The following is a 17084-nucleotide window of genomic DNA, read 5'->3' as shown; positions in this document are numbered from 1 at the left end:
GTCGCGGTCAGGGGGGCGCTATTGACGGCGACCCGCCGCGAGCCGGCGCGTCCGGCGGTCAGAGGGCGGCGTCGACCTCCTTGGCGACGCGCTCGCCGGAGCGGACCGCGCCGTCCATGTAGCCGGTCCAGTAGTCGGACGTCTCGGTGCCCGCCCAGTGGATCGGCCCGCACGGAGCCCGCAGCGCCTCGCCGAAGCCGGTGAGGACGCCGGGCGGGGCGACGCCGACCGGGCCGCCGCCGCTCCACGTCTCGTTGTCCCAGCGCTGGAACGCCGTCCGCACCGGGCTCTTGGCCTTGTCGCCGAAGAACGTCGCGAACGAGGCGAGGCCCGCGGCCCGCACCTCGTCCGCCGAGGCCCCGTCCAGCCTGCGGATGTTGGCCTGGTTCATGAAGCCCATCATGATCCCGCGCGACCCGTCCGGCGGGCTGTTGTCGAACGTCGCGTCGATCGCGCCGCTGTCGGAGACGGCCTGCCCGGTCAGCCCGTCCGCGCGCCAGAACGGCGTGTCGTAGACGGCGACGAACTTGCAGACCGAGCCCATCGGGTAGCGCTGCATCAGCTGCGCGCGGGCCGCGGGCAGCGCCGGCGAGAAGTCGATCCTCCCGGCGATGGCCGGGGACATCGCGACGACGACCCGCTTCGCCGACACCGTGAGCCCGTCCGCCGCGACGGTGACGCCGCCGCCGTCGGTCGAGATCGACCGGACCGCCGTGTTGTAGCGGACGATGTCGCCGAGCTTGGCGGCCAGCCGGACGGGGACCTCCTGCGACCCGCCGACGAACCGGGACTCCTGCCCGCCGCCCTTGGTGTCGATGAGGCGGTCGACCGAGCCGGGATTGCCCTCGTTGCCCGCCGACGCGATGTAGTTCAGGACGTACAGCAGCGACACGTCCTGCGAGCGCACCGACATCGTCGAGCTGATGAACTCGTCCATCAGGAACCGCGCGCCGCTGCTCAGCGAGTTGGACCGGGACCAGGTGTAGAAGGTCTGCGCGTCCCACTCCTCGGCCTTGGCGGCCTTCCACGGCTGCCCGACAGGGACGTCCTTCGCCATGCTGCCGAGCTTCAGCAGCGCGACTTCGAGGTCGACCACGCCCCAGTCGGGCGGGACCGCTCCCAGGACGCCGTCGGTGGCGTACAGGGACCGCTTGCCGTTGCGGTAGTAGACGTTCTGGCCGGTGTTGTAGGTCGGGTACGTGGCGACGCCCATGTCCTGGGCGAGCGCGGCGATGCGGTCCTGGGTCGGGCCGATGAACTCGGCGCCGCCCTCGCTGGTGGTGCCGTCGCCGAGCGGCATGCCGTACACGCGGCCTCCGGGCCGCTCGCGGGCCTCCAGGACGATCACGGACCGCCCGGCGGCGACCAGGTCGCGGGCGGCGGCGAGGCCGGACAGCCCGGCGCCGACGATCACCACGTCGGCGGCGGCGTTCTGGGCCGCGGGGGCGGCCGGGGCGGCGGCGGGCCGGGCGGCGGTCCTCGCGGCGGCGGCGGGCGCCGCGGCGGCGGAGACCACGGCTCCGGCGGCGGTGAGCGCGCCCGTTCCGAGCAATCTGCGGCGGCTGACTCGGGTCAAGGGGAATCCCTCCAGGGACGTCCGGTGCGGGGGGACGGGGCGGGATGGAACGATCACTCGCGCGGCAACCTAGGCCCCTCCGATCCGGAAGTCGAGTGATTCTCATGTTCTGTGACCGCGTCGAGACGGGCCGCGCGACCGGGGACCGCGTGCTCTAGAGTCCTGACCATGGGGGAGGCGCACATGGACGGGACGCACGAGGACGGGCGCGCGGAGCGCCGCCGCCGGCTGGCCGCGCTCGTCGCCGAGGCGGACGCCGACGCGATCCTCGTGACCAGGCTCGTCAACGTCCGCTACCTCACCGGACTCGACAGCTCCAACGCCGCGCTGCTCGTCCCGGCCGACGGGCCCGCGGTGCTCGCCACCGACGGCCGCTACGCCGGGACGGCCGCCGAGGTCTGCCCCGAACTGGAGACCCTCGTCGAGCGGCGGACCGCCGAGGCGCTCACCACCCGCGCGGCCGCCTCCGGCCACCGCGCCCTCGGCTTCGAACCGCACGACCTCACCGTCGAGCGGCACGCCGGGCTCGCCGAGGCCGCCGACATCCCGCTGCGGCCGCTCGGCCGCCTCGTCGAGGACCTGCGCCGGATCAAGGACGAGGACGAGATCGGCCTGCTCCGGGAGGCGTGCGCCATCACCGACCGCGCCTTCGAGGCCGTCCTCCCCGAGATCCGCGCCGGCGTCACCGAGCGGGCCGTCGCGATCGCCCTCGAACGCGCCATGGTCGACTTCGGCGCCGAGGGCCCCGCGTTCGACTCCATCGTCGCGTCCGGGCCGAACGGGGCCGTCCCGCACCACCACCCCGGCGGCCGCGAGCTGCAGCGCGGCGACCTCGTCACCCTCGACTTCGGCGCGCGCTACGGCGGCTACCACGCCGACATGACCCGCACCGTCGCGGTCGGCGACCCCGCAGGCTGGCAGCGCGACCTGTACGACCTGGTCCTGCGCGCGCAGCTCGCCTCGATCGCCGCCGCCCGCCCCGGCACCGAGACCAAGGACGTCGACGCCGCCGCCCGCGGCCTCATCGCGGACGCCGGCCACGGCGAGGCGTTCACCCACGGGCTCGGGCACGGCGTCGGCCTGGAGATCCACGAGGCACCGCTCATGGGGTACGACAGGACCGGTAAGCTGATGGATCGGGTTCCGATCACCGCGGAGCCGGGGGTGTACCTGGCGGGCCGGGGCGGAGTCCGCATCGAGGACACCTTGGTCGTCCGCCCGGGCGGCCCGGAGCTCCTCACCACAACGACGAAGGACCTGCTCGTACTCTGACGTCCGATCAGCGAGCGGGCCCGCGACCGGGAGAACAACGCAGTGGCGACGACGAACGACCTCAAGAACGGCATGACGCTGAACCTCGACGGCCAGCTGTGGACCGTCCAGGAGTTCCAGCACGTCAAGCCCGGCAAGGGCGGCGCGTTCGTCCGCACCAAGCTCAAGAACGTGCTGTCGGGCAAGGTCGTCGACAAGACCTTCAACGCCGGCACCAAGGTCGACGTGGCGAGCGTGGACAAGCGCGAGATGCAGTACCTCTACCGCGAGGGCGAGGACTTCGTCTTCATGGACACCGAGACCTACGACCAGCCGCACATCCCCGCGGCCACCGTGGGCGCCGCCGCCGACTACCTGCTGCCCGAGCAGAACGCCGTGATCGCGTTCAACAACGAGAACCCGCTCTACGTCGAGCTGCCCGCTGCGGTGGTGCTGGAGATCACCGAGACCGAGCCGGGCCTGCAGGGCGACCGCTCCACCGGCGGCAGCAAGCCCGCCACGCTGGAGACCGGCGCCCAGATCCAGGTGCCGCTGTTCATCACCACCGGCGAGAAGGTCAAGGTCGACACCCGCTCCGGCGAGTACCTCGGCCGCGGCTGAGATGGCGGCACGGACCAAGGCCCGCAAGCTCGCCCTGGACATCCTGTTCGCGGCGGAGCTGCGCGAGGAGCAGCCGACCGCGGTGCTGGCGGCGCGGGGCCGTCCCAACCAGGACGAGCTCTCGGAGTACCCGCACGCGGTGCGGCTGATCGAGGGCGTGCAGGAGCACCGGGAGCGCATCGACGAGCTGATCGCCACCTACGCGACCGGCTGGACGCTGGAGCGGATGCCGGTCGTCGACCGCAACATCCTGCGGATGGGCGCCTACGAGCTGCTGTGGGTGGACGACGTCCCGGACGGCGTCGCGGTGAGCGAGGCGGTCGGCCTCGCGACCGAGCTGTCCACCGACGAGTCGCCCCGGTTCGTCAACGGCCTCCTCTCCCGCCTCCAGCAGCTCAAGCCCTCTCTCTCGCTGTAGCGGGCGAAAGGTCGCCTGGCGCCCGCCCGACCGCGGCGGGCGGCTAGGGTGGGCGGGGATGAACGACGTTAGCGGAGCGGCCGTGGCCGGCCGGCAACAGAAGCGGGTGCGCGGGAGCAGCCGCGTGCGCAGCGCGGTCCTGTGGGAGGCGCTGCGCACCGTCCTGGACCGCATCGCCCCCGAGGCCGGCCGGAGCGACGTCGTGGACGTGGGCGGCGGCACCGGCGGGTTCGCGGTGCCGCTCGCCGAGCTCGGCCACCGGGTCACGGTCGTGGACGCCAACCCGGACGCGCTGGCCGCGCTGGAGCGCCGCGCCGCCGAGTCCGGGGTGCGGGTCCGGGCCGTCCAGGGCGACGCGGTCGACCTGCCCGACCTGCTGGGCGCCGGCGCCGCCGACCTGGTGCTGTGCCACAGCGTGCTGGAGTACGTCGACGACCCGGGCGCGGCGATGGCCGCGCTGACCGCCGCCGTCCGCCCGGGCGGGTCGGTGAGCGTGCTGGTGGCCGGGCAGGTCGCCGCCGCGCTGCACCGCGCCGTGTCCGGCCACTTCGACGACGCGCGCCGGGTGCTGACGGACGTGTCCGGGCGGTGGGGCGAGGGCGACCGGATGCCCCGCCGGTTCACCCGGGAGACGCTGTCGGCGCTGGTCCGCGGCGCGGGCCTGCGGGTCGCCGAGCTGCACGGCGTGCGGATCTTCGCCGACCTGGTGCCGAGCGGGATGCTGGACGGCGACACCGACTCCGCGGAGGCGCTGATCGCGCTGGAGTCCGTCGCGGCGGTGCACCCCGTGCTGCGCGACCTGGCCGCGCAGCTGCACCTGGTGGCCGACAAGCCGGCCGAGTAGACCCCCATGAGCCGCAAGCAGCAGCTGCACCGGCCCGGGCCGCAGCCGGGGCCGCCCGCCGACGACACCGGCTGCTCGATCCTGCACGTGGACATGGACGCGTTCTTCGTCAGCGTCGAGCTGCTGGAGCGGCCGGAGCTGCGGGGCCGTCCGGTGGTGGTGGGCGGCGCGGGGCCGCGCGGCGTGGTGTCCGCGGCGTCGTACGAGGCCCGGAGGTTCGGCGTGCACTCGGCGATGCCGATGTCGCGGGCGCGGCGGCTGTGCCCGCAGGCGGTGGTGCTGCCGGTCAGCCACGGCAAGTACGGGCGGGTGTCGGCGGCGGTCTTCGAGATCTTCCGCTCGATCACCCCGCTGGTGGAGGGCCTCTCGCTGGACGAGGCGTTCCTGGACGTGGCGGGGGCGGGCCGGCGGCTCGGGCGCCCGGCGGAGATCGCCCGGATGATCCGCGAGCAGGTCCGGGCGCAGCAGGGCATCACCTGCTCGGTCGGCGTCGCGAGCACCAAGTTCGTCGCCAAGCTCGCCTCGACCCGCTGCAAGCCGGACGGCCTGCTCGTCGTCCCCGCCGACGGCGTCGAGGACTTCCTGCACCCGCTGCCCGTCGCGGCCCTGTGGGGCGTCGGGGAGCGGACGGAGCAGACGCTGACCCGGCTCGGTCTCCGCACGGTCGGGCAGCTCGCCCGGGTCCCCGTGACGACGCTCCAGCGCGAGCTGGGCAACGCCATGGGCGCGCACCTGCACGAGCTGGCGTGGGGCCGCGACCCGCGCGAGGTCGTCCCGCACACGCCCGACAAGAGCATCGGCGCGGAGGAGACGTTCGACACCGACGTCGACGACCCGGAGGTGATCCGCCGGGAGCTGCTGCGGCTGGCCGAGAAGGTCGGCGCGCGGCTGCGCGCGTCGGGGAACGCGGGACGCACGGTGAGCGTCAAACTCCGGATGGCGAACTTCAAGACGATCACCCGGGCGAGGACGCTCCGCGAGCCCACCGACCTCGCTCGTGTGATCTATGTCACAGCCTGCGAGCTCTATGAGGGGGCCGGGCTGGAACGGGTACGACTCCGTCTGGTGGGGGTGCGGGTGGAGAACCTGTGCCCCGCCGGCGAGGCCCCCCGTCAGCTCGCCTTCGACGAGCCGGAACGCGGCTGGCGCGAGGCCGAACGCGCGATGGACCAGGTGGCGAACCGGTTCGGCCATGGTGCCGTCCGGCCCGCCGCCCTGGTCGAGCGCGCGCACGACGGTGACGCACGCGACGGCAGGGACGGGAGACGATGAGAGAAGGCGGTGAGCTGACCGGTATGGGGCCCTGGACCCGCCGTTCGCTTTCGTACGCCGGTGAGTGCTCGTATTCTGGGCATATCACCGTTGACGTTCCCGTCCCGCATCGGATACCCCGCCGCGGGGCTGTCGTTGGGAGGCGCCGTGCCGCTGTCTGAGCACGAACAGCGCATGCTCGAGCAGATCGAGCAGGCGCTGTACGCCGAGGATCCGAAGTTCGCGCACGCCGTCCGGTCGACCAACCCTCAGGTGCACTACAAGCGCCGCATCATCAAGGCCGCGCTCGGGTTCGTCGTCGGTGTCTGCGCGCTGATGGCCGGGCTCGTCATCAACGCCGGGACCGCGACCATCGCGGTCAGCGTGGCGGGCTTCCTGCTCATGGTGGTCTGCTGCGTCTGGGCCCTCACGAGCTGGAAGCGGATGGCGGGCATCGGGAACGAGCCGGCGCGGCGCGGCCGCCAGGCCCGCCCCGCGAAGGCCGGCTTCATGGAGCGGATGGAGGAACGCTGGCGCCGCCGCACCGAAGGCGAGTGAGCCGGCCGGACCACGTCCGCACCTGCCAACACGTCCGCCCGGCCGGATCCGCCTGACCGGCCGGGCCACGTCTGAGCGGCGCCGCGGGCCTGCGAGGCCCTAGCGGCGCCGCATGCGGTTCGGGAGCTCGTTGAGCCGGTCCGCCAGATCGGCGACGCGGTTGCCGGTGCCGCGCACCGCGGCCCGCGCCTGCGCCATCGCCGACGGCGGGAAGACCCGGGCGCGCCAGCGGGCCCGGCGCCCCACGGACGCGGCGAACGCCGCGCGCACGGTCCGCACGTCGGCGCGCAGCCGCTCGGGCGGCTCGGCGGCGCGGGTCCGCGCGTAGCGGGCCAGCTCCTCGGCGCGGGCGATCCGGCCGAGCGCCTCCGCCGGAACCTCGTCCAGTTCCAGCAGCTCGCCGAGCCGCCGCGCCGCCGCGCGCGGCGAGTCGCTCGGCCGCCACTCCAACCCGTGGTCGAGCGCGTCGGCGCGCATCTCCCACCACGCCGCGTGCGCGGCGTCGCCTCCGTCGGGGACGCCGCCGGACGCGCCGCCGCGGCCGTCCGGACGGGGGGCCTCACCGTCTCCCCGCGGCCGCGGGGACAGCGCCGCCCATCGGCGCCGCCGGGTCAGCGCCCGCAGCGCCATCGGGACCGCGAGGAGCAGCAGCACGAGCACCCCGCCCGCGATCCACGGCGCGGCCGACATCCCGCCGTCCCCGGAGTCCTGCCGCGTGAGCCCGCCCTGCGCACCGGTGTCGTTGCGGTGCGGCGCGGCCGACGGCGAGGCGGACGACCGGTCCGGCCCCGAGGTCGCCGACGGGGACGGCAGCGCGTCGTCGCCCTGCCGCCCGCCGCCGCCCGCCGGCTGGCTGTAGGCCGGCGTCACCGCCGTGCCCTGCCCGGCCGGGCCCGCCGGCGTCGGCTCGAACCGCACCCAGCCCGACCCCTCGAAGTACAGTTCGGGCCACGCGTGCGCGTCCCGCGACCGCACCACCCACGTCCCCGGCTGCGTCTCCGTGCCGGACGTGTAGCCCATCGCGACGCGCGACGGGATGCCGAGGATCCGCGCCATCAGCGCCATCGACGCGGCGAACTGCTCGCAGTACCCGCGCTTGCTGCGCAGCAGGAAGTCGACGAGGTCGTTGCCGTGCTGCGGCGCCGGCGTCGACAGGTCGTAGGTGAACCCGCCCGTCAGGGTGAACCAGCGCTGCAGCTTCACCGCCTGCGCCCGCGCGGTCGCCGCGCCCGCCGTCACGTTCTGCGCGAGCGTCCTGACCTGCTGCGGGATGTTCTTCGGGACGGCGGTGTAGTGGGACACGACGTCCGCCGGGTACCCGACGGCGGCGGACAGGTCCGCCGCGTCCGGGTCGGCGCGCAGGCTCTTGACGGTGTAGGCGCGGCCGCCGGCCGCGTCGCTCAGCGAGTAGATCATCAGCGACTGCCGGTGCACCCGCCAGTCGCCCTTGATCGACACCCGGGTCGGCGCGTACGGCACCGGCAGGAAGGTCATGTCGCGGACCTCGGCGCTCACCTTCACCTGGGTCGTCACCTCGTGCACCGGGGCGATGCTCAGCCCGGGCGGCGGCGGCAGCGTCCGGCCCGACAGCCGGTCCGCGGCGCTGCTGCTCAGCCGGCTGTAGGTCCACCGGTCGCCGTCGAACCGGTCGAGGGCGTACAGGCGCAGGTAGTCGGGGCCGTCCGGGTCGTCGGTCCGGTAGGTGAGGACGACCGAGTCGTCCAGCCGGGTCAACTCCCGCTTCAGGCTGACGAGCGGGTCCGGCGTCGTGACCGTCTGGGTGCCGCCCTGGCCGCGGCCGCCGCCGCCCATGCCGAACACGCCGCGCGGATGGATGCCCGGGATCGCCATCGGCAGCAGCACCGCGATCGCCACCGAGCCGACCGCGATCCGCCGGCCGCTCGCCGCCCGCCGGCCGCCGTCGGCCCGGACGCGCTGGCCGCTCGGCGGCTCCGCCCCGGCCAGCGGGAGCTCCCCGCCGTGCCGGTGGACGGTGACCGCCCGGCCCCACCCGCCGACCTGCTCGCGGGCGTCCGCCATGAGCAGGCCGAGGAAGCCGAGCGCGCCGACGCCGAACGCCAGCCACCCGACGCCGTCCTGGCGGACCGCCGCGGGCACGCTGTACATCGCCAGCAGCGGCAGCCCGGCCGGCGCCGCCCGGCGCAGCCGCACCGCCAGCAGGTCGACCAGCACGGCGACGACGCCGATCCCGGCGGCGACCAGCAGCCCGATCCCGGACACCAGCGGCACCGGCGCCGCGTACCGGTTCGCGGCGTTCCAGCCGTCCCCGGCCAGGTCGGCCAGGTGCTCCAGCGAGCCGGGCGACGGGACGAACCCGAGCCACGCCTCGCCCGCCGCGTACGCCGCGGTCAGGTACAGCAGCAGCGCCGCCAGCCCGAACAGCGGGTCCAGCACCGCCGGCAGCCGCAGCCGGCGCGAGACGAGCCCGCCGCAGGCCGCCGCCAGCACCGCGGCGGCACCCGTCCAGAACCACCTGCCGCTGGCGAACAGCGGGTAGAGCCCGATCGAGCAGGCCAGCGTCGCGACCGCGGCCACGACCGTCATCCGGATCCTCATGCCGCGCCTCCGGTGGCGTCCGCCGCCTCGTCCCTCGCGTCCTTGCCCGCGTCGGCGTCCGCGTCCGCGCCCGCGGGTGCCCCGCCGGGCTCGTCCCGCCCGGCGGCGCCGCGCGGGGCGGAGCGGCCGTGCCCGGCCCCCGCCCACGCCTCGGCCAGCTCCGCCGCGGACCGGACGACCATCACCCGCCACCCGCCCGCGCGCAGCAGCCCGGCGGCGGCCTCCGGCGCCAGCGGCGCTTCGTCCGCGTCCCCGGAGCGCGGCTCCGGGGCCCGCCCGCCCGCGCCGCGCGCCCCCGGGACCCGAGGCCGGGCGATCCGCGCGCGGTGGCTCGTCTCGGACGCGCCGTTCCGGCCGGCAGGGGAGGCGTCGAGCAGCACCGCGAGCCGGGAACCCGCGCCCCGGCGCGTCGCGGCGACCCGGTGCGCCTCCTCGGCGGTCAGCGCGCCGAACACCGCCGTGATGAGGCCGTCGCCCTCCCGGCCCTGGCCGGGCGCGCCGCCCAGCGCCGCGAGGCCGGGCGTCAGCGACGCGCCCTTGGACCGCCGCGCCACCGCCAGCGCCTCCAGCAGCAGCCCCTCGAACGCCCCGTCGAACGACGCCGCCGCCGACAGCGCCTCGCCCTCGTCGGTCACGAACCGCAGGTTCATCCCGGTCCGGCCGAGATGCACCCCGATCGACGCGGCGACCGACACCGCCTGCTCGAACGAGCCGCCCGGGCCGTCGCCCCAGTGCGCGCGGCGCCGGGTGTCCAGGAACAGCGTCCCGCTGCTCTGGAAGTGCTGCTCCTCGCGCCGCACCATCAGCTCGCCGTGCCGGGCCGTCGACCGCCAGTGCACCCGCCGCAGGTCGTCGCCGTGCCGGTACTCGCGCGGCGCGACGTCGTCCTCGCCCGCCGCCGACACCGAGCGGGCCAGGCTCTCGCCGCCGCCGCCCCACGCGCCGCTCAGCCGGGTCGCCGGCAGCGGCACGATCGCCGGGGTGACGGTGAGGGTGTCGGCCATGCTGAACGAGCGGACCAGCTCCACCATCCCGAACGGGTCGGCCAGCCGGACCGTCAGCGGCCCCACCCGGAAGCGGCCGCGCACGTCGGACCGGATCCGGTAGCCGAGCTCCCGCGAGCCCTGCGACTCGATCCGGTCCAGCACGAACCGCGCCCGCCCGCCGAGCGCGTACGGCACCCGGTCCTCCACCAGCAGCAGCCCGCTCGGCAGCCGCGAGACGTTCTCCAGCCGCAGGTCGACGCGCGTCTCGTGGCCGACCGGCAGCCGCGGCGGCTCCAGCCGCCGCGCGCACGCCAGCCGGTAGCGGGTCCGCGACACCGCCAGCGTCGACAGCAGCGGCAGCACCAGCACCAGGATCCCGGCGCGGAGCAGGTCCCGCTCGCCGAGCACGAACGCGCACACGATGGCCGTCGCGCCGGCGGCCACGAAGGACCGCCCGCGCGTGGTCAGCCCGGCCAGCGCCCGCCTCAACCGGTCACTTCCCGGGTGCGGGCACCGGCAGGCGGCGCACCAGGTCGGCGACCACCTGCTCGGGGCGCCGCCGCTCCACCTGCGCCTCCGCGGTCGGCAGCAGCCGGTGCGCGAGGACCGGGACGGCCAGCTCCTGCACGTCGTCCGGCAGCACGTAGTCGCGCTCGTCCAGCGCCGCGTACGCCCGCGCCGCCCGGACCAGGTGCAGGGTGGCGCGGGGGGAGGCGCCGAGCCGCAGCTCAGGGTGCTTGCGCGTCGCGGTGACCAGGTCGATCGCGTACTGCCGCACCGACGCCGCGACGTGCTGGCGCCGCACCACCTCGATCAGGTCGCGGACGTCGGAGGCGTGCGCGACCGGGGTGAGCCGGTCCAGCGGCGACGACCCGCCGTGCGCGTCGAGCATCTCCAGCTCGGCCGCCGGGTCGGGGTACCCCATCGAGATCCGCGCGGTGAACCGGTCGCGCTGCGCCTCCGGCAGCGGGTAGGTGCCCTCCATCTCGACCGGGTTCTGCGTGGAGATCACCATGAACGGGGGCTCCAGCGCGTAGGTGGTGCCGTCGACCGTGACCTGGCGCTCCTCCATGCACTCCAGCAGCGCCGACTGCGTCTTCGGGGACGCCCGGTTGATCTCGTCGCCGACCACGATGTTGGCGAACACCGGGCCCGGCTTGAACTCGAACTCGCGCAGCTCCTGGTTGTAGGCGCTGACCCCGGTGATGTCGCTGGGCAGCAGGTCCGGCGTGAACTGCACCCGCCGCACCGAGCAGTCGACCGAGCGCGCGAGGGCCTTGGCCAGCATCGTCTTGCCGACGCCGGGCACGTCCTCGATCAGCAGGTGCCCCTCGGCGAGCAGGACGGTCAGCGCCAGCCGCACCGCCTTCGGCTTGCCCTCGATCACCGACTCGACGGCGCCCCGGATCCGGTCGGCGATCCGCGCGAGGGCGGCGAGGTCGCGGGCGGAGCCCTCACGTCCCGCCGGGCCCTCCGCCCCGCCGCCGCCCGCGCTGCCGGGCCGGGCGGGGCGCGATGCCGGGGGGTCGGTCTCCATGAACGACTCGCCGTGCGTGCCTACTGCCACCAAACCCTCCTCAGCCGTCCGGCCGCGTGGTGTTCTCGAAGGCCCCTGACGGGGCCCGCCCCCCGGGACCGGGGGCCCGTCTCCCCGCGACCGGTGCGGCGCTCTGTGCGCCCGCCCAACCGACAGTACGTCGTCGGAGGGCCCGCCGCGATGTTCATGTGGAACGCGAGCCCATTGTGCTCCACAGGGATCACCACCACAGCCCTGCCGGGCCCACCACTTCGCCCCACCGGCCGTTCCAGCCCCTCCCGCGCGCCCCCTCGGCGGCCGTCCGGAGACGGCGCCGGGGGCCGCTCCGGTGGGGGACCGCGGAGGACGGCTCGCAGGGGGCGCCCGCCGCCCCCCACTCCGCTCCACCCTGTCTGACCTGCGGATTTCTCGACGATCTTCCTGCGTGAGAGGCGTTTTCCTTGTTGACGGTGGGGAAGAGTGGAGTAGAGTGGGGCGCCGTGGGGAGCAGTAGCGCCTCATGCGGCGCGGGAGGTGGGGCCGGTGTTCCTCGGCACCCATTCACCGCGCCTCGACGACAAGGGACGACTGTTCCTGCCGGCGAAGTACCGCGAGGAGCTGTCGGGGGGATTGGTGATCACGAAGGGCCAGGAACGCTGCCTGTACGTCTTCCCCATGGCGGAGTTCCAGCGCATCACCGAGGCTCTGCGTGCCGCGCCGGTCACCGAGAAGGCGGTCCGCGCCTACAGCCGGGTCTTCTTCGCCAGCGCCTCCGACGAGGTCCCCGACAAGCAGGGCCGCGTCACGATCCCGCCGCCGCTGCGCGCCTACGCGGGGCTCACCCGCGACTGCGCGGTCATCGGCGCCAACACGCGTCTGGAGATCTGGGACGCCCAGGCCTGGGAGTCCTACCTCGAGCAGGAGGAGCAGGCGTTCTCCGACGTCTCGGAGGAGGTGTTGCCAGGGATCCTCTAGACGACCCGTCGGTCCGTTGACCGGCACCGGCCCACGTTCGGCCAGGTCTCCAGCCGCTCTCCGAGCCAGCTGGCGCAGCTTCCCCGGCGCCAGACGGCGACCCCCCGCGGTAACGCGGTGATCTTCCTCAGGGCAGCGGATGGGGACCTGGCCGGGCGAGGCCGCCGCCGGGGGACGAGGTCCGGACCGGCGATGCCACACAGTCCGCGAGCGAGGTGGCAGTACCAGGGGGGTGAACCATGGACGTGGGAGACCACGCGGCCGAGGCCGGTCACGTACCGGTCATGCTCGGTCGCGTTCTGGAACTCCTCGCCCCCGCGGTCGCCGCCGCCCGCGACGCGGGGCGCGCGCCCCGCTACCTCGACGCCACCCTCGGCATGGGCGGCCACGCCGAGGCCATGCTCCGGGCCCACCCGGACCTGCGGCTCATCGGCCTCGACCGCGACACCACCGCGCTGGAGCGCTCCGCGCGCCGGCTCGCCCCCTTCGGCGACCGGGTCGCCCTGGAGCACGCCGTCTACGACGAGATCCCCGGCGTCCTCGCGCGGCTCGGCGTCCCGTCCGTGGACGCCGTCCTGTTCGACCTCGGCGTCTCCTCCCCGCAGCTGGACGAGGCCGACCGCGGCTTCGCCTACTCCTACGACGCGCCCCTCGACATGCGGATGGACCGCACCCAGACGCTCACCGCGGCGGAGGTCGTCAACGGCTACCCGCCCGCCGAGCTCGCCCGCATCCTGCGCGAGTACGGCGAGGAGCGGTTCGCCCAGCGCATCGCCGCGGCGATCGTCCGCGAGCGCGAGCGCGCCCCCCTCGACTCCACCAGGCGGCTCGCCGACCTGGTCCGCACCTCCATCCCGGCCGCGACCCGCCGCACCGGCGGCAACCCGGCCAAACGGACGTTCCAGGCGCTGCGCATCGAGGTGAACGGCGAGCTGGACATCTGGCGGCGGGCGCTGCCCGCCGCCCTGGACGCGCTCCCGGTCGGCGGCCGGGTCGCCGTCCTCAGCTACCACTCGCTCGAGGACCGCATCACCAAGCGGGTCCTCGCCGCGGAGGCGGCCGACACCACCCCGCCGGAGCTGCCCGTCCCGCTGCCCGAGCACGAGCCGAGGTTCCGGCTCCTGACGCGCGGGGCCGAGCTGCCGTCCGACGAGGAGACCACGACCAACCCAAGGGCCGGATCGGTGCGGATGCGCGCCGCCGAGCGGGTCCGGGAGGCGACATGACGACGACGAGCCGACGCCCGCCGGCCACCGCGCCCGCCAGGAACGCGCCGAAGAAGGCCGCGCCCGGGAGGAAGAGGCCCGACCCGGACCGCCCGGACGATGACGCCGCGGGCCGCGCCGCCGCGCCGCCGCGCCGCCCGGCGAAGGGCACGGCGGCCAAGAGCCCGGTGAAGAGCCCCGCCAAGAGCCCGGCGAAGGGCGCGCGGGCCGCCGCCGCTCCGGCCAAGGCCCGGCCGCGCAAGGGCGCCCCGCCCGAGCCCGCCGCGCCGAAGCGCGCGCCGGCGAAGAACGCCCCGCCGAAGAAGGCGCCGGACGGGAAGGCACAGGCGGAGGTCCGGGCGCGCCGCGAGTCCCGGCCGGTCCGGCGCTCGGCCGCCGTCCCGCCGCGCGCCCCGTTCGTGCTGCTCATCATCGCGCTGCTCGGCGGCGCCCTGGTGAGCCTGCTGCTGCTCAACACCGTCCTGGCCAAGGACGCCTTCACACTGAGCAAGCTGGAGCAGCAGAACAAGGAGCTCGACCAGCAGGGCCAGGAGCTCCAGGCGCAGAACGAGGAGGAGAACTCCCCGCAGAACCTCGCGCGGAAGGCCGAGGCGCAGGGGATGGTCCAGAACAAGTACCCGCGGTTCTACTTCCCCGGCACCGGCAGGACGAGCGCCGGGGGCCTGCGGCCCGTTCCGGAGGCGGCCACCGCGTCGGCCGGCGCCGCGGCCGTCCTGGGCGTGCCGGGCACGGTGGTGCCCGGCGACGGCGTCCCGGAGCCGTCCGGCGCGAACGGCTCCGGCTCCGCGCGGGGCAACGGCTCGGCGCAGGGCAACGGTGCGCCGCAGGGGAACGGCGCGCCGCACGGCGGCACGGCGCCACGAGGGACCGGGGCCGCGCACGGCGCCGGGACGGGGAGCGGCCGGCCGTGACGCGGGGCAGCGGCCTCGACGGTGCCGGCGCCGAGGGGCGGGGGACGCGGTGACGAAGGGACCGGGACGCGGGGCCGCGGGGCCGCCGCCCGGCCGGAAACGCGGTCCCCGGGGATCGGCGGGGGACGACAAGAGCGGCCCGGGCGCGGCGCGCGCGTCCGGGCGTCAGACCGGCAACCCGCCGCGTCCGCCCGGGGGACGGGCGGACGCGGCGGGACGGCCGGGCAAGAAGGGCGGTCCCGCCGCCCGCCGCCCCGCACGCGGCGGCACCGTCCCGCAGCCGCGCAAGGGGACCGGTAAGAAGGACGCGGAGAAGAAGCCGGCCGGCAAGGGTGCGACCACCAAGAGCACCTCCGGCAAGGCGGCCTCCGGCAAAACGACCTCCGGCAAGGCGGCGTCGGGCAAGAGCGGCTCCGGGAGGGCCGGTTCCGGAAAGGGCGGGGCGTCCGCGAAGAGCCGGACGGCCGCGTTCCGCACGACCGCGCCCACCGCGCGGCCCGGCGGCCCGTCCCGGACGGGCGGGCCGGGCGGGACGCGCCGCGACGGCCCCCGCGGGCCGCGCCCCGGCGGCGGCTCCGGTCGCCGCCCGCCGCGGCCCCCGCGCCGCCCGCGCGTCCCCTTCCACCGCCGCGACCCGATGAAGCGGCTGAACGCCGGGCTGCTGGTCGTGGCGTTCGTGCTGTCGCTGTTCGCGGGGCGCCTCGTCCAGCTCCAGACGATCGAGTCCGGCAAGTACAGCGAGCAGGCGATGGACCAGCGGCTGCGGAAGCTGAAGCTGCCCGCCGTCCGCGGCGCGATCACCGACGCGCAGGGCAACCCGCTCGCCATGACGGTGGAGGCCCGCGCGATCACCGCCGACCCGTACGTCATCAAGCCGGAGAAGCGGCAGGCGATCGTCAACGCGCTCGCCCCGACCCTCGGGCTGGACCCGGACGCGGTGCTGAAGGCGATCAGCAAGAAGGGCACCCAGTTCGTCTACCTGGCGCACGGCGTCACCCCCGACCAGGCGCGCCTCATCACGTCCTGGAACTTCCAGGGCATCGGGACTTTGCCGGAATATCGCCGCGACTATCCCAACGGTTCGCTGGGCGCGAGCGTCATAGGTTTCGTGAACGGTGCGGGACAGGGGGCCGCCGGCCTCGAGAGCACGCAGAACGCCGTGCTGTCCGGGAAGGACGGCTGGCAGCGCGTGGAGATCAGCCTCGAGGGCCAGCACATCCCCATGGGCGAGGACCAGAAGCAGCCGCCGGTCCCCGGCCGCGGCATCCGCCTCACCCTCCAGCAGGACCTGCAGTTCAAGGCCCAGGAGGCGATCGAAAAGCAGGTCAAGGCCACCGGCGCGCGCAGCGGCACCGCCATCGTGATGGACCCGCGCACCGGAAGGCTGCTGGCGATGGCGTCGGCGCCCGGCTACGACCCGAACCACGTCACCAAGAGCGACCGCGACGTGTGGGGCAGCCCGGTGGTGCAGGACGCCTACGAGCCGGGCAGCACCGGCAAGGTCGTCACCGCCGCGGCCGTCATGGAGCACGGCGGGGTCACCCCGCAGACCCCCTTCAGCGTCCCCGACAGGATCCGCAAGTACAACGTGGTGTTCCACGACTCCGAGCCGCACGGCGTGGAGGACCTGACGTTCGCCGGGGTGCTGGCCAAGTCCAGCAACGTCGGCACCATCCTCGCCAGCCAGACCATCAGCGAGGAGCGGCTCTACCAGACGCTGCGGGACTTCGGGTTCGGCCAGAAGACCGGCCTGCCGCTGCCGGGGGAGACGGCGGGGCTGCTCAACCCGCCGTCGAAGTGGTCGGGCACCGACCGCTACCCGATCGCGTTCGGGCAGACGGTGTCGGTCAACGCCGTGCAGATGGCGAGCGTCTACGCCACCATCGCCAACGGCGGCGTCCGCGTCGCGCCGAACCTGATCGCGGGGACGGTCGGCGCGAACGACAAGTTCACCCCGGCGCCCGCGCCGGAGCAGAAGCGGGTGATCAGCGAGGGCACCGCCCGGCAGATCAGCGACATGCTGGAGGGCGTCATCACCCCCGAGGGCACCGCGCCGAAGGCGCAGATCAAGGGCTACCGGGTCGCGGGCAAGACCGGCACGGCGCAGCGCTTCGACGCGGGCTGCGGATGCTACAAGGGGTACACGGCGTCGTTCGCCGGGTTCGCGCCCGCCGACGACCCGCGGCTCGTCGTGCAGGTCGTCCTGCAGGATCCGAAGCGGGGCAGCCACTATGGTGGCGACGTCGCCGCGCCCGTGTTCCGCGACGTGATGAGCTTCGCGCTCCAGTCCGAGAAGATCCCGCCGACGGGGAGCAAATCGCCGATCATCAAGATCTACGCCCGAGACTGACCGCAGCGAGTACCCTCACTCGCC

The 17084-nt window shown here is 75.0% G+C and carries 14 protein-coding genes; 10 read left to right on the top strand and 4 right to left on the bottom strand.

Features of this window, described 5'->3' with window-relative positions:
- Window positions 1-58: 58 nt before the first annotated feature.
- Window positions 59-1576 (bottom strand): flavin monoamine oxidase family protein, encoded by a 1518-nt coding sequence (locus tag ABT299_RS45180; protein ID WP_500254574.1) that lies wholly within the window; start codon window positions 1574-1576, stop codon window positions 59-61.
- A gap of 168 nt (window positions 1577-1744) precedes the next feature.
- Here ABT299_RS45180 and ABT299_RS45175 point away from each other — a divergent pair, with 168 nt between their 5' ends.
- The 6 genes from ABT299_RS45175 to ABT299_RS45150 all read left to right on the top strand — a co-directional run bounded on the left by ABT299_RS45175 (window position 1745) and on the right by ABT299_RS45150 (window position 6519).
- Entirely contained in the window at window positions 1745-2848 is a 1104-nt protein-coding gene (locus ABT299_RS45175) for a M24 family metallopeptidase (RefSeq protein WP_500254573.1), read from the top strand.
- A 42-nt stretch (window positions 2849-2890) separates the two neighbouring features.
- A complete protein-coding gene (gene efp, locus ABT299_RS45170) occupies window positions 2891-3448 on the top strand; it encodes an elongation factor P (RefSeq protein WP_190868932.1) in 558 nt (185 codons plus the stop codon).
- A gap of 1 nt (window position 3449) precedes the next feature.
- Window positions 3450-3866: a transcription antitermination factor NusB gene (gene nusB, locus ABT299_RS45165; protein ID WP_387030161.1), complete on the top strand. Its 417-nt coding sequence runs from the start codon at window positions 3450-3452 to the stop codon at window positions 3864-3866.
- Window positions 3867-3924: 58 nt separating this feature from the next.
- The gene (locus ABT299_RS45160) at window positions 3925-4710 is read left to right on the top strand and encodes a methyltransferase domain-containing protein (protein ID WP_387030159.1); all 786 of its coding nucleotides are present in this window, start codon (window positions 3925-3927) and stop codon (window positions 4708-4710) included.
- A 6-nt stretch (window positions 4711-4716) separates the two neighbouring features.
- Window positions 4717-5982, top strand: a complete 1266-nt coding sequence (locus tag ABT299_RS45155; RefSeq protein WP_190868929.1) for a DNA polymerase IV — start codon at window positions 4717-4719, stop codon at window positions 5980-5982.
- Between the two features lie 174 nt (window positions 5983-6156).
- A complete protein-coding gene (locus ABT299_RS45150; RefSeq protein WP_194737870.1) occupies window positions 6157-6519 on the top strand; it encodes an SCO2097 family morphological protein in 363 nt (120 codons plus the stop codon).
- 99 nt (window positions 6520-6618) lie between these two features.
- Here ABT299_RS45150 and ABT299_RS45145 read toward each other — a convergent pair whose 3' ends face one another.
- The 3 genes from ABT299_RS45145 to ABT299_RS45135 are packed head-to-tail and all read right to left on the bottom strand — an operon-like array spanning window position 6619 to window position 11649.
- Entirely contained in the window at window positions 6619-9096 is a 2478-nt protein-coding gene (locus tag ABT299_RS45145) for a transglutaminase TgpA family protein (protein ID WP_387030156.1), read from the bottom strand.
- Window positions 9093-10571, bottom strand: a complete 1479-nt coding sequence (locus ABT299_RS45140; protein WP_500254572.1) for a DUF58 domain-containing protein — start codon at window positions 10569-10571, stop codon at window positions 9093-9095. Before ABT299_RS45140 ends, ABT299_RS45145 begins: the two co-directional genes overlap by 4 nt.
- A 4-nt stretch (window positions 10572-10575) precedes the next feature.
- Window positions 10576-11649, bottom strand: a complete 1074-nt coding sequence (locus tag ABT299_RS45135; protein WP_347257204.1) for an AAA family ATPase — start codon at window positions 11647-11649, stop codon at window positions 10576-10578.
- A gap of 492 nt (window positions 11650-12141) precedes the next feature.
- On the opposite strand from ABT299_RS45135, the gene mraZ reads away from it, so the two are divergent.
- The 4 genes from mraZ (at window position 12142) to ABT299_RS45115 (ending at window position 17060) form a co-directional block, all read left to right on the top strand.
- Window positions 12142-12573, top strand: coding sequence for a division/cell wall cluster transcriptional repressor MraZ (gene mraZ / locus ABT299_RS45130; protein WP_190868956.1), 432 nt, complete (start codon window positions 12142-12144; stop codon window positions 12571-12573).
- Window positions 12574-12812: 239 nt separating this feature from the next.
- The gene (rsmH, locus tag ABT299_RS45125) at window positions 12813-13799 is read left to right on the top strand and encodes a 16S rRNA (cytosine(1402)-N(4))-methyltransferase RsmH (RefSeq protein WP_190868955.1); all 987 of its coding nucleotides are present in this window, start codon (window positions 12813-12815) and stop codon (window positions 13797-13799) included.
- Window positions 13796-14710, top strand: coding sequence for a cell division protein FtsL (gene ftsL / locus ABT299_RS45120; protein WP_500254571.1), 915 nt, complete (start codon window positions 13796-13798; stop codon window positions 14708-14710). Before rsmH ends, ftsL begins: the two co-directional genes overlap by 4 nt.
- A 637-nt stretch (window positions 14711-15347) precedes the next feature.
- On the top strand, window positions 15348-17060 hold the full coding sequence (locus tag ABT299_RS45115) for a peptidoglycan D,D-transpeptidase FtsI family protein (RefSeq protein WP_463042934.1): 1713 nt from the start codon (window positions 15348-15350) through the stop codon (window positions 17058-17060).
- The last annotated feature ends 24 nt before the right edge of the window (window positions 17061-17084 follow it).

It is taken from the genome of Spirillospora sp. NPDC000708 (assembly GCF_040299565.1).
Lineage (GTDB): Bacteria > Actinomycetota > Actinomycetes > Streptosporangiales > Streptosporangiaceae > Spirillospora.
Note: the sequence above shows the minus strand (reverse complement) of the source record. Positions and strands in the feature narration are given on the sequence as shown.